This is a genomic window from Stenotrophomonas sp. GL_111, from assembly GCF_057835245.1.
On record NZ_CM174421.1, the window covers coordinates 455,794 to 469,153 of the forward strand.

11 protein-coding genes are annotated in these 13,360 nt (G+C 66.1%); 4 read left to right on the top strand and 7 right to left on the bottom strand.

All coding sequences use genetic code 11. The features are described from left to right. Nucleotides 1-79: 79 nt before the first annotated feature. Nucleotides 80-715 (top strand): hypothetical protein, encoded by a 636-nt coding sequence (locus AC3IPM_RS02005; protein ID WP_489302252.1) that lies wholly within the window; start codon nt 80-82, stop codon nt 713-715. Between the two features lie 82 nt (nt 716-797). Here AC3IPM_RS02005 and AC3IPM_RS02010 read toward each other — a convergent pair whose 3' ends face one another. After that, the gene (locus AC3IPM_RS02010) at nt 798-1,946 is read right to left on the bottom strand and encodes a PQQ-dependent sugar dehydrogenase (RefSeq protein ID WP_489302253.1); all 1,149 of its coding nucleotides are present in this window, start codon (nt 1,944-1,946) and stop codon (nt 798-800) included. Nucleotides 1,947-2,122: 176 nt separating this feature from the next. Here AC3IPM_RS02010 and yiaA point away from each other — a divergent pair, with 176 nt between their 5' ends. Next, nucleotides 2,123-2,560 carry an inner membrane protein YiaA gene (gene yiaA, locus AC3IPM_RS02015; protein WP_489302254.1) on the top strand — a complete coding sequence of 146 codons (438 nt, stop codon included), beginning with the start codon at nt 2,123-2,125 and terminating at the stop codon, nt 2,558-2,560. A 22-nt stretch (nt 2,561-2,582) separates the two neighbouring features. Here yiaA and AC3IPM_RS02020 read toward each other — a convergent pair whose 3' ends face one another. The 6 genes from AC3IPM_RS02020 to AC3IPM_RS02045 form a co-directional block, all read right to left on the bottom strand. Next, nucleotides 2,583-2,930: a hypothetical protein gene (locus tag AC3IPM_RS02020; protein WP_489302255.1), complete on the bottom strand. Its 348-nt coding sequence runs from the start codon at nt 2,928-2,930 to the stop codon at nt 2,583-2,585. Between the two features lie 134 nt (nt 2,931-3,064). Then, the gene (locus AC3IPM_RS02025; RefSeq protein ID WP_489302256.1) at nt 3,065-4,363 is read right to left on the bottom strand and encodes an APC family permease; all 1,299 of its coding nucleotides are present in this window, start codon (nt 4,361-4,363) and stop codon (nt 3,065-3,067) included. Further along, a complete protein-coding gene (locus AC3IPM_RS02030) occupies nt 4,360-5,136 on the bottom strand; it encodes a L,D-transpeptidase family protein (RefSeq protein WP_489302257.1) in 777 nt (258 codons plus the stop codon). Before AC3IPM_RS02030 ends, AC3IPM_RS02025 begins: the two co-directional genes overlap by 4 nt. 15 nt (nt 5,137-5,151) lie before the next feature. After that, nucleotides 5,152-6,000, bottom strand: a complete 849-nt coding sequence (locus AC3IPM_RS02035) for a MurR/RpiR family transcriptional regulator (protein ID WP_489302258.1) — start codon at nt 5,998-6,000, stop codon at nt 5,152-5,154. A gap of 78 nt (nt 6,001-6,078) precedes the next feature. Beyond that, on the bottom strand, nt 6,079-7,185 hold the full coding sequence (locus AC3IPM_RS02040) for a dipeptide epimerase (RefSeq protein WP_489302259.1): 1,107 nt from the start codon (nt 7,183-7,185) through the stop codon (nt 6,079-6,081). Further along, nucleotides 7,186-8,631, bottom strand: a complete 1,446-nt coding sequence (locus tag AC3IPM_RS02045) for a C40 family peptidase (RefSeq protein WP_489302260.1) — start codon at nt 8,629-8,631, stop codon at nt 7,186-7,188. It lies immediately after the preceding gene. 132 nt (nt 8,632-8,763) lie between these two features. Between AC3IPM_RS02045 and AC3IPM_RS02050 the strand changes: the two genes are divergently transcribed. Then, complete coding sequence (locus tag AC3IPM_RS02050) at nt 8,764-10,251, top strand: transglutaminase-like domain-containing protein (protein ID WP_489302261.1); 1,488 nt, start codon at nt 8,764-8,766, stop codon at nt 10,249-10,251. Between the two features lie 43 nt (nt 10,252-10,294). Further along, on the top strand, nt 10,295-13,321 hold the full coding sequence (locus tag AC3IPM_RS02055) for a TonB-dependent receptor (RefSeq protein WP_489302262.1): 3,027 nt from the start codon (nt 10,295-10,297) through the stop codon (nt 13,319-13,321). Nucleotides 13,322-13,360 lie beyond the last annotated feature (39 nt).

A 13,360-nucleotide genomic window follows, 5' to 3' on the forward strand; every position in this document is an offset into this window, starting at 1 on the left:
AGTGGCCGGCACCACCGTCATCGGCGGCTGACGCGGCTGCCGTTAGGCTGGCGCCCTTGTGACATCGACGGAGCCGAACATGCGCCTGATCCCCCTGCTGTTGCCCACCCTGCTGCTGGCCGCCTGCGCGCAGCCGGCACCGCCGCCGGCGGCCGATGCGGCCGCTGCTTCAACGGCGGCACCGACCACCACCGCCACGCCCGGTGAAACGGTGCCTGCTGCCGGGCTGTCGCCGGATGCGGTGAATGCCGGCCCGGAGCCGGCGGCCGATGCCACCGCGCCGGCGTCTGCGGGCGCCACGTCCGAGGCGTCCGACGCCATCGACACCGAAGGCGAAGAGGGTGCGGGCAATGCCCGCGACCGCATTGAAAGCCTGCTCGGCGACGCCGATGCCTACGAGACGCTGTTCAACGACCTGCAGCGTGCCGTAGCCGCCAATGACGCTGCGGCCGTGTCGGCATTGATGCGCTACCCGTTGCTGGTGCATGTGGGCGGCAAGAAGCGTCATGTTGACGATGCGGCCACGTTCAAGCGCGAGTACAACCAGATCGTCACCCCGGCGATCGCCAAGGCCATCGCCGCGCAGACCTTCGACGGGCTGTTCGTGAACTGGGAAGGCGCGATGATCGGCAGGGGTCAGGTCTGGATCGGCGGCAAGTGCCTGGATACCGAGTGCACCCGCTCGGAGGTCAAGGTCATCACCGTGCAGGATTGATTGAGGGGGAGTGCCGACCAACGGTCGGCACTCACCGCATGAACCATCGCACCTGTGGGTACCGACCGTTGGTCGGTACGCCCTACGCCTTCGGGCTGAGCTTCAACAGCCGCCCGTTGCTGCCATCTTCCAGTAGCCAGATCGCACCGTCCGGGCCCTGTTCCACCTCGCGGATACGCTCGCCCATGTCGAAGCGCTCGGCCTCGCGTGCGTTGTCGCCATCGAAGGCCACGCGCACCAGCGCCTTGGAGGACAACCCGCCGATGAAGCCGCTGCCCTTCCAGGCCGGGAACTGCGTGCCGGTGTAGATGATGAAGCCGGCCGGTGAAATCACCGGCGTCCAGGTCACCTTGGGCGCGGCGAACTCCGGGCGGGTGCTGTGGTCGGGAATGTCGCGGCCATCGTAGTGATTGCCGTTGGAGACAACCGGGTACCCGTAATTGGCACCGCGCTGGATCAGGTTCAGCTCATCGCCACCGGCCGGGCCCATCTCGTGCACCCACAGTTTGCCGCGTGCATCGAAGGCGATGCCCAGTGCATTGCGATGGCCCAGCGACCACACCTGTGCGGCCACACCGCCCTGCGAGGCGAACGGATTGTCGGCCGGCACGCTGCCGTCGTCGTTGAGGCGGATGATCTTGCCGAGGTTGCCGCCCATGTCCTGGGCGGGATCGAATTTCTGGCGCTCGCTGGAGGTGATCCACAGCTTGCCATCCGGGCCGAACGCCAGCCGGTGACCGTAGTGGCCCTGGCCTTCAACCTTGGGCGTTTGCCGCCAGATCACCGTGAGATCTTCCAGCGTGCCGCTGCCATCGGGCTTCAGTACCAGCCGGCCGCGCGCCACCGCCGCGCCGCGCGTGTCGCCTTCGCCGGCTTCGGCGTAGCTCACATACAGCAGCTGGTTCTTGGCGAATCCCGGATGCGGCAGCACGTCGCCGAAACCGCCCTGGCCGCCATAGGCCACCTTGGGCAGCCCGGTGATGGCGGCACTTTTCCCGCTGCGCACGTCGAGGTGCTTCAGCGCACCGCGTTTCTCGCTGACCAGCAGGCTGCCATCGGGCAGGAAACTCATCGCCCACGGTTCGTTGAAGCTGGCCACGGCAGTGACGGTGAACGGCCATTGGGCCTTGGCCACCACCGGTGCGGCGGCCTTGTCGGCGGCAACGCAGGCCGTGGTGAACAGCGGCAGTGATAGGCCGACGGCGAGCGAGAGCAGGAGTTTGTGGGTCATGGAGGATCTCCGGGTGGGGATGCGATGGCCAGGCATGGTTGTACACCATGCCCATCAACACCGCGTGGACCATACGTCACTGCCCGTAGGCGGCAGCGGCCGGATCGGCTAACGTTGGCCCCGGTCGCCCGTGGGGCGGTCTGTGCGGACCACCGCCATCAAATGGAGTTTGAACAATGAAGCCACAGGTACACAAACCGTCTCCCGCTTTCATCGCCGCCTCGTGGACCGCGCTGCTGCTCGGTGCCGTGGCCTACCTGGTGGGCCTGTTCAACGCCGAGATAGTGCTCAACGAGAAGGGCTACTACCTGACTTTGTTGCTGTTCGGTCTGTTCGCCGCCGTGTCGCTGCAGAAAAGCGTGCGCGACCGCGTCGAGGGCATTCCGGTCAGCGGCCTGTACTACGCGCTGTGCTGGTTCGCGTTGCTGGCGGCGTTGATGCTGTTGCTGGTGGGCCTGTGGAATGCCACCTTGCTGCTCAGCGAGAAGGGCTTCTACGGCATGGCCTTCGCGCTCAGCCTGTTCGGTGCGGTGGCGGTGCAGAAGAACACCCGCGACCTGATGGCCGCAGGTGACAGTGGCCGCGACATCCCGCCGCTGCCCAGCGGCGAGTAAGTCGCCCGGTGTCGCGCGGTGCTCAGCTGCCGCGCGGCACGCCCCGGTCCAGATGGGACTGGCGCAGCGCGGTGGACTCGTCCCAGCCCGGGCGCACCGCATTGCGCGCCTGTGCCCAGGTCAGTTTGCTCTTGCCACGTTCCTGCGCCCAGCGCGTTTCCAGTTCGGCTTCAACCTGTTCGTAGGCACGGATGACGTCATCGGCGCGCGAGTAGTGACCGAGCTGATAGGCCGGTTCGTAGTCGTCGAAGAACTGGCTGTTGTCATAGTACGGCTCGCTGGAAAAGCGCTCGCGCCAGTAGTCCGACACCGCCTGTCGCGGTACGCCGTCTTCCGGCACCCGGCCGGGAATCTGGTAGTTGGTACTCATGCTTGGGCTCCAATGTAGGGGAGCTTTCACCGTAGCAACGGCGCGGTTAACGCAACGGGCCCGGCGGGTGAATGGCGCATCAAACGCCCACCGTGCCGAGCCCGACGACAAATCCGATCACATGTCGCGTGCGCTCAGGGCACGTGGTCCTTGCGCGGCAACTTGTAGATCACCGCACCGACCAGGAAGGCCACGGCCGCCGCGGCAATGTTCTGCCAGCTCGCACTGGCGAACAACGCCAGGCACAGCAGCAGCGCCAGTACCGGAATCACCGGGCCACCGGGCAGCTTCAACGCGCCGGGTCGGTCGCGGAAACGGCGGGCCAGTACCAGTACCGCCGCAGCGGTGCCGATGTAGGCGAACAGGCGCGTGGTCATCGACAGCAATGCCAACTGCACGAACGAACCCGACAACGCCAGCACCAGCGCGATCAGGCCCTGGGTGACGATCGCCGCGGCCGGGGTGCGGAAGCGCGGATGGATACCGGCCAGCAGTTTGGGCCCGTAGCCATCCCGCGCAAGCGCGAACAGGAAGCGCGGGCCCATCATCATGGTGTTGCTGTTGGTGCCGAGGATGGAAATGGTGGCACCCACGGTGAGGATCAGCGCCAGCGCCTCACCGCCGAAGTTCGACGCGGCATCGGCCAGCGGCGTGGCCGAGCTGGCCAGCCCGGCCAACGTACCTTGGGCCACCAGCTGCACCGCGCCGTAGATCACGGTGACGCTGATGATCATGGTGATCAGCGCGAACGGGATATCGCGGCGCGGGTTCTTGTACTCCCCGGCGGCGGCCGGGATGTTCTCGAAACCGGCGTAGGCGTACAGCAGCAGCAACGCCGCTTCGCCCATGCGCTGCAGGTCGTGCGGATCCGGGCGCACCCCGGAGAAGGCCAGGTCCATGTCCATGTAGAACGCGCCGATGGCCACGAACAACAGCAGTGGCAGCAGCTTGCCGATCACCAGGATCACCCCGGTGCGTGCGGCCGAGCGCACACCGGCCACGTTGACCGCGGTGAGGAACCCCAGCGACACCACGATGATCAGCACGCGGCCGAGGTCATGCCCGGCCCACGGCCAGAAGCGCGCGACCGCATCGGCCAGTGCGTTGCTGAGCGCGGCCGCCGAGCTGATCCGGGTGAGCCAGATCATCCAGCCGATCTCGAACCCGGCGAAGCGACCGAACGCCTCGCGCGCATACAGATAGCTGCCGCCGGGCTCGTCGAAATAGCTGGCCGCCTGCGCGTAGCACAGCACCAGCAGCGCCACCAGGATGCCGGCAGCGACGACGCCCCACAGGCTGAACGGCCCGAGCAGGGCGACCGTGGCGGCAGGCAGCAGGTAGATGCCGCTGCCGATCACATCGTTGATGGACAGCCCGACGATCTGCCAGCGGCTGACCGCGCGTTCCAGTTGCGGATCGGGCGGGGTGCTCATCGCTTCGCTCCGGTCAGGGCCGGCAACTCCCATGCCCCCCGCAGGTCGTGGTACTCCTGCTTCGGCATCAGGACGAAGGCCGCGCGCGTATCCGGCTTAAGCCAGGCCAGCAGGGCTTTCATATGCCGGGGTTCCATGGCCGTGCAGCCGGCGGTGGCCTCGCCCGGCTTGCGCCAGAGGTGGGCGAAGATGCAGCTGCCGCCGCCGGGCGTGCGGCTGCTGTTGTGCTCGATCACGAAGCCCTCGCGATAGCGCACATCGCCTTTGTTGTGCAGGTCCAGCCGCATCGGCTCAGTGGAACCTTTCACCGCGGCGGCACCGACGTCTTCCGCATCGACGATGCGGTTGTAGAAGAGCGAATCGGGTACGTCCATGCAGTAGTGTGTGGCCTTCATTGGCCGGTACGGCATCGCGCTGGCGATCTTCGGCGCGTAACCGAACGCCGGGCCGATCTCGAAGATGCCGGCGGGGCTGCGACCGTCGCCCTCCCTTTTCTCTGGCCACTGGTTGTGCAGCGACGCACGGCCCATACCCCATGCACTGCCGTTGCGCCCTACTGCCACGGTGAAGGCGGGGCCGTGCGGGCGCCAGGCGTCGCCGGCACTCTTGCGCTCATAGGCCTGCAGCCGGCCCTGGGTCGCAGACCAACTATCGGTGACCACTACGATGGCCTGCTTGCTGCTTGCCATCGGCGGCAAGGGGGTGAGCGCAGCTGCAGGCAGTGCAGCAGTGAACGCGGTGAACGCGAGGACGGAACGCAGCAACGGCAGCATCGTGGACTCCGGCAATCAGGTGTCGATCAGGTGTTCGATCCGTTCCAGGTTCACCCCGAGCTGGCGGTGGCGGTCCGGGTTGGCGTGGCACAACAGCACGAAGACAAAGTCCAGCAGGGACTGCAATGAAGAACGGTACAGCAGTTGTGCCACGTGCGGCGCCGGGTCGTGCGCGCACAGCACCAGGCTGGCATCGGCATGCGCGCGCAGCGGGTTGGCGCTGTGCCGGGTGATCGAGACCACCTTGCCGCCCATGTCCTGGAACTGGCGCGAGAGCTGGAACAGCTGCGGCAGCTTGCCGAACTCGGAGAACACCAGCATCACGTCATTGGCGCGTGCCGCCGACAGGTTGGCCATCATCAGAATCGGGTCGGCGTGGTGCACGGTGAGCATGCCCAGCAGCGACAGCCGCATGGCGAACTCGCGCGCGTACAGGCCGTCATCGCCCAGGCCGTAGACGAACACCTTCGGCGCGGCGTCGATCAACTGCACGATGGCTTCGACGTCGGCCTGCGGGTTGGCCAGCCGGGTTTCCTCTTCGGCGGCGGCCTTGCTCAGGCGCAGGCGTTCGGCGATCCGGGTGTAGTCCTCGGCACCTTCCGATACAGGCGGCCGTGTCTGTGGGGAGTTCCCGGCACGGGCGACCGCCTCGCCGATGGAGTACTTGAGATCCGGATAGCCCTTGAAGCCCAGCTTCTGGCTGAACTTGACCACGCTGGACTGGCTGATGCCCAGCGCGCTGGCCAGCTGCTGTGACGAGTAATCGCGCAGCAGATGGGCGTTGTCGAGAATGAAATCGGCGATGCGGCGTTCGATCGCCGACATGTGGTCACGCTCGGAGCGGATTTTCACCAGGGGCGGCATGGAGGAGCATCAGGTCCGTTATAGACAGAGAGAATACGCAATGTGCGGGGTAGAGCCACCCCACGGGTGGCTGCACCGTCACCACCGCGGCGGCGTGATCATCTCCAGCCCACGCACCTCGGTGATGCCCAGGCCTGGCGCGTCGCTGATGGTGATCTCCGATTCGTTGAAATTCACCCCGCCCGTGACCGGGTTGAACTGGCCCAGCGATGGACCGTCCAGGTCCACCTTGGTGATCACCTCGCTCTTGGCCACGGCCAGGTGCACGGCGGCCGCCACGCTGATGCTGGATTCGATCATGCAGCCGATCATGCACGGCACGCCGTAGATGGCGGCGATGTCGGCGATGCGGATCGCGTTGGAGAGCCCGCCGGTCTTCATCAGTTTGATGTTGATGATGTCCGCCGCGCGCTGCTGGATCAGGTCGAACACCTGGCCCGGGTTGAACACGCTTTCATCGGCCATCACCGGCGTGTTGACCCGGTCGGTGACGTACTTCAGCCCACTGATATCGGCGGCCTTGACCGGCTGCTCCAGCAGCTCCAGCACCACACCGGCCTCTTCCAGCGTGTGCATCGCATGCACGGCCTGTTTGGCGGTCCAGCCCTGGTTGGCATCCAGGCGCAGCAGCGCGCGGCCCTGCACGGCGGCGTGGATGGCCTTGACCCGCTCGATATCCAGCCCGATGTCCTTGCCGACCTTGATCTTCAACGACTCGAACCCGCGCTCGATCGCCGACAGTGAGTCGGCCACCATCTTGTCGATGTAGTCCACGCTGATGGTGATGTCGGTGGTGATCACCGGGTCGCCACCGCCGAGCATCTGGTACAGCGGTGCCTTGTGCAGCTGTGCCCACAGGTCGTACACGGCGATTTCGACCGCGGCCTTGGCACTCGTGTTGCGCTCCAGCGCCGACTGGATCAACCCGCACAGGTGGTTGAGGTTGGCCACGTCCTGGCCGATCAGCCGCGGCTTGATGAAGGTGGTGATGGCCTCGATGATCGAGCCGTGGGTATCACCGGTGATCACCGCCGTGGCCGGGGCCTCGCCGTAGCCGGTATGGCCGGTGTCGGTGCGGATCAACACCACCACGTCCTCGACGGTGTCCACGGTGCGCAGCGCGGTTTTGAACGGGGTTTTCAGCGGCACGCGCAGCATGCCGAGTTCGATGTCGGTGATCTTCATTCAGGGGGTCTGTGGCCGGATGCGCTGGATGTTGGTGATGCGGTCGATGTAGCTGGTGGTATCGCTGGCCATCATCGGCTCCAGCGGGGTCACCGACACGCCGTTGAGGTGGGCCTGCACGCGCTTGCCATCGGCCCCGAACCAGCTGCCACCGGCGGTGTCGTGGATCATCCAGGTGCGGCCGTCGAGATGACCGATGGCGACCATGACGTGGCCAGGGATGTAGACCAGGTCGCCGACCTGCAGCTGCTTCACCGCCGCCTCGCGCTTGGCCTTGCCGTCGCCGGGCGCGAATGCGATGCGGTCCAGCGCCGGGCTGACTGCCTGCGCGCTGGTATTGCGCGGTACCAGCACGCCGAAGCTGCGGTAGATCTCCGAGACGAAACCGCTGCAGTCGCGGGTGCCGTAATCGTGGCCCCAGCCGTAGCGTTCACCGAGGAACTTGAAGGCCTGGGTGAGCAGGTTGCGCGGGGTCAGCGCCAGGTAGTCGGCGGCGCTGTCCTGCGCGCGTGGCAGCAGCGCCGGCAGCAGCGACAGGCTGCCATCGGCGTTGCGCACCGGCAGTTGCAGCACGTGCGCGGCATGCGCCTGCTGGCCGTTGACGGGCTTGTCCTGCGGCCAGTCGGCGATCACCGGCAGACGCACGCCCATTTCCAGTTGCAGCCGAGATACGCGCGGCTCTTCCGGGGTATGGGCGGTGAACGCGGTGGCGCCGGTGATCACCCGGTATGGCCCGTGCTGGCCGTAGCCGAGCACGGTGGCGGCATCGCCCAGGCCGACGAAGCGCTTCTCGATCCAGGCTGCGTAGCGCTCGCTGGTGATGAACAGCCAGTGGCCGTCCGCGCTTTCATGTAGCACCGCCACCGCATCGCCGGGGAACAGCGCCGATTCCTGCAGGCGGTCGATGTCGGTATCGCCGGCGGTGGTGAATACCCGCAGCGCGGTAGGGAACGCACGCAATGCCGCGCGCTGGGTCACCAGGCCGTACTGCAGCGGGCGCTCGGCCGGAATGGCCTGCAAGCCGAGATTGGCCTTGGTTTCGGCCTGCTGGCTGCTGCTGATGGGCTGGCCGTCCTGGCCAAAGGTGGCCTTCTCCGGCCATTTGGACAGCGCCTGGATGCTGGCCAGTACCTGTGCACGCGGCAGGGTGGCGGGCAGGGCGCGCAGGTCGTGGAGAGAGCGGTCTTCGGCGCGCATCCGCGCGTTCTGCGCGGCGATGCCGGCGCGGTCGAGGATGACCCGGTCCGGGTCGGGCAGGCGATCGGCCCAGAACGATGGCGCCAGGTAGGCCTCGCGCAGCCCGATCACGCCGCCGAAATCGGCTTCGGCCGGGGTACGCGGGGCGTCGGCGCAGACGCTGCCGGCCGCGCCCGCCAACAACGCCAGCAGCAGCGCGCGGGCCAACCATGGGGACCGCGCGGGGCGGTGGTGGGAAGCCAGGATCATCGAGCGGTCACCCTCCTCGGAAGCGTCAGGAATATTTATTCCTTTTTGCTGCGAATGCAAGAATAAATTATTGACGCGCTCTTCACCCCGTGTTACACAGCGATTACCACCCGCGCGTTGGGAAGTGTCGCTGTGGATCTCGCTGCACGCAAACCCCGTTCTTCGCAGACCGTCGCCTGGCGCGCCGTGGCATGCCTGTTGCTGGCGTTGCCGCCGCTGGGCGCATCGGCGCAGACGCCGCTGCCGGTGCTGATCGTGCAGATCGACCGGGGGGAGTTTGCTGCCGCAGATACACAGATCGAGGCCGCCCTGCACGATGCCACGCTGAGTGTCGCGATGCGCCAGGACTACGCGTTCCAGCGCGAACGCATGCGCCGCATGCGGCTGGATTTCAGCCTGGATGCCGATGCCGCCAAGGCGCAGCTGCGTAAACAGATCCCCGATCTGCGCGAGGACGAGTTCGCGCGCTGGGATGCGGCTGGCCTGATCGAACACCTGGACATCGATGGACAGCGCCGCTACTTCAAGCGTGCACCGGCCAACCTGTTCCGGGTCAGTGCCGAGGCCCGTGCCCGGCGCGCGCCCGGCGTTCCACTGCCGGTGGACGGGCCCTACGAAAAACTCGGGCCGCACCATGAAGAGATTGTCGCCGCCGCGCGTCCGCACGGTGCGACCAGCCTGGTGCCGCGCCGCGTGGACGTCACCCAGTCATTGGTGGTCAAGGCCGACGCCGTGCCGGCCGGTGAAACCATCCGCGCCTGGATTCCGTATCCACGTGACATTCCCGGCCAGCAGCAGGACATCCACTGGACGTCCAGCACCCCCGAGGGCGCGCGCATCGCGCCGCCAACCGCGCAGCAGCGCACCGCCTACCTCGAACGCAAGGCCGTGGCCGGTACGCCCACCACGTTCGAGATCCGCTACGCGCTCACCGTGTATGCGCGGCATGTTCCGATCGATCCCGCGCAGGTACAGCCGACCCCGAACGACCCGGCATTGCAACCCTATCTGCGCGAACAGGCGCCGCACGTGGTGTTCACGCCGGCGCTGCGTGCGTTCTCGCAGCGCGTACTGGACGGTGAAACCCGCCCGTACCAGATCGTGCAGAAGCTGTTCGATGCGGTTGACCGGATTCCCTGGGCCGGCGCCCGCGAATACGCGACGATCTCCAACATCAGCGACTACGCCCTGCATGCCGGCCACGCCGACTGCGGCCAGCAGACCCTGCTGCTGATCACCCTGCTGCGCCTCAACGGCATTCCCGCACGCTGGCAGTCGGGCATGGTCTATTCCGACGATGCGGTGGGCTACAACAACCTGCACGACTGGGGTGCGGTGTACCTGGCGCCGTACGGCTGGGTGCCGATGGATGTCACCACCGGGCGGCTGGACAGCCCGCAGCCGGCGCTGCGTGATTTCTACCTGGGCGGGCTGGATGCCTACCGCATCGCCTTCAACGATGACTTCGCCCAGCCGCTGGTACCGGCCAAGCAGCACATGCGTTCGGACACGGTGGATTCCCAGCGCGGTGAGGCCGAATGGTCTGGCGGCAATCTGTACTTCGATCAATGGAACTACGACTTCCAGTCGCACGTGGTGCCACTGGAGGCAAAGCGGTAAACGGCGGTATCCACGATTCCATATCTGCAGGAGAGAGCAGGGAATGAATGCGAACAAGTTGAAGCGGGCCGCGCTGTGCGTGGCTCTGGGGGCCTGCCTGGGGGGCTTGCTGCCGATGGCGGCGTCGGCGCAGAACGTCAGCGGTGCGGTAGCCGGTCGTGCCGCGGCGGGTGATCAGATCACGGTGGTCAATGCGGGCACGGGGCAGACCCGTACCGTCACTGCCGGCGCGGATGGCAGCTACCGCCTGGGCCAGTTGCCGGTGGGCGACTACCAGTTGCAGCTCAGCCGCGAGGGCAGCAAGGTTGGCGAACCGGTGGCAGTCAGCGTCGCGGTGGGCGGTACCACCACGGTCAATCTCGGCAGCGGCGGTGGCGTGGTCAATCTCGACGCACTGCAGGTGGTGGGTACCCGCGTGATCAACCGGGTCGACGTCTTTTCCACCGAGACCTCCTTCAACGTCAACCGACAGGAGCTGGCACGCCTGCCCGTGGCGCAGGACCTGGCGTCGGTGGCACTGCTGGCACCGGGCGTGGTCGGCGGCAATTCGTCCTTCGGTGGCTTGTCCTTCGCCGGCTCGTCGGTGGCCGAGAACGCGGTGTTCATCAATGGCCTGAACGTCACCGACATGTACACCCGTCGTGGCTTCTCCAGCGCACCATTCGGCTTCTTCAGTGACTTCCAGGTCAAGACCGGCGGCTATTCGGTCGAGTTCGGCCGCTCCACCGGTGGTGTGATCAATGCGGTGACCCGCTCAGGCACCAACGAGTTTGAAGGTGGCGTGGAAGTCACTGCCGAGCCCAGCGCCTGGCGCTCCAGCGGGCGTGACCACTTCCATCGCGATGGCACGGCGCATTCCTATGCCAGCCGCGACGACAACTCCTTCTTCAAGACCAATGTCTGGGGCTCAGGTCCGATCATCAAAGACAAGCTGTTCCTGTTTGCGATGTATGAAGACCGCAACGACAAGGGCCACAACACTTCCTCCGATGCGCTGACCTGGTTCGACAACAAGGCGGACAACGGTTTCTGGGGTGCCAAGCTGGACTGGAACATCAACGATGACCACAGCCTGGCCCTGCTGGCGTTCTCCGATGAAGGCGAGATCACCAACGCGTCCTACAACTACGACTGGGATGACGCGGAAATCGGTGCCTATGGTGGCGACTCGGTCACCGAGACCGGCGGCAAGAACTGGTCGGCGACCTACACCGGCCACTTCGGTGAGACCTTCACCGCGCGCGCGATGATCGGCGAGAACAACCAGCGTGCCTTCACCCGTTCCTCGCTGGATGAAGCCTGCAGCCCGGTGTTCACCGACGCCACCTACGCCACTCGCCTGTCCAAGCTCAACGGCCTGCGTCCGGGGTGCCACCCCACCGGCGCGGCCGTAGCCGAGCGCGATGACACCCGCGAAGTGGCACGGCTGGACTTCGAGTGGCAGCTCGGCGAGCACCTGCTGCGCTTCGGCGTGGATCGCGAGCTGATGACCACCAAGCAGTCCACCCGCTACCCCGGTCCCACCCAGCTGAGCTACACCGCCTACGTGGCGCGCCCCGGCGATGAAGTGTGGGATGGCGCGGGCGCCTACGTGCCGGCCGGTGTCACCGAAATGCTGCGGGGGCGCAATCGCGTGTCCGGCGGCACCTTCGAGACCGAAGCAAACGCCTTCTACCTGGAAGACATCTGGAACATTACCCCGGACCTGATGTTGAACCTGGGCGTGCGCTGGGATCGCTTCGAGAACCGCACCGCCGATGGCGATGCCTTCATCAAGATGGACGACCTGATCGCGCCGCGTGTCGGCTTCTCCTGGGACATGAAGGGCGATGGCAGCACCAAGCTGTTCGGCAACGCCGGCCGCTACTACCTGCCGGTGACCAACAACATCAACGTCAACTTCGCCGGTGGCCTCACCGACGAGTACTCCTACTATGTGCTTGAGGGCTGGCAGCAGCAGGCCAATCCGATTACCGGCGCGCCCTACATGGCGCCGATCATCGGCCAGCAGATCGGCCCGACCGACACCCGCATGAACACCGGTGCGGCCGACCTTCGCCAGAGCGTGGACAAGGACCTCAAGGCGGTCTACCAGGACGAGTACATCCTGGGCTTCCAGACCATGATCAACCAGGCCTGGTCGTGGGGCGTCAACGCTACCTACCGGCGCATGACCCGCGCGCTGGATGACATGCGCATCAACTACACCCCGTGCGGCCCAACCCCGAGCACGTTGTGGCCGATCGCCAATCCCGGCGAGAGCCTGACCATCTGGGGCGATTCCAGCATCGGCTGTGCCGAAGAGGGCTGGATCACCATCGATACGGCCAACAGTGGCTATCGCAAGGGGGGCAGCGGCGAGGTGGTGGGGTATTCCAAGCCGCGGCGGACCTACAAGGCACTGGAATTCCAGATCGACCGTGCGTGGGACGAGAAGTGGATGTTCAATGCGTCCTACCTGTGGTCGCGCAGCGATGGCAACTTCGAAGGCCCGGTCAATTCCGATACCAACTACGGCGATACCGGCATGGTCCAGCATTGGGATCATCCGTCCAACAACCAGCGCTACGGGGTGCTGTTCAACGACTTCCGCCACCAGTTCAAGTTCCGCGCGGCGTATGCGCTGAATGAGCAGTGGTCGTTCGGCACCACCTTGCAGGTGCAGTCCGGTGGCCCGATCACCGCCTTTGGCGTGATGTGGCCCAACGACACCGTCGCCGGTGGCAGTACCTCCAGCGAAGGCAGCGGTGGCGGTACCGGCTGGCTGTGCGTGGCCAACTGTTCCGGGCCCTACAACCAGCGTCAGTTCGAGTACTCCCCGCGCGGTGCTTTCGGCCGCCTGCCTTGGACCTGGACCATGGGCGCCAACATCACCTGGCGCCTGCCGGTGGATGGCATTGATCTGAGCGCGCGGCTGTCGGTGTACAACCTGTTCAACAACCAGACTGTCGTCAACGTGCACCAGCGCTATGAAAGCCAGCCCGGCCAGGTGCGTGAGAACACCTTCAACACCGGCACGCGTTGGCAGTCACCGCGGTACACGCAGCTGATGGTGACCTGGAACTTCTGACCGCAACGCCGGCAGGCCCGCACGGGCCTGCCGGAACCC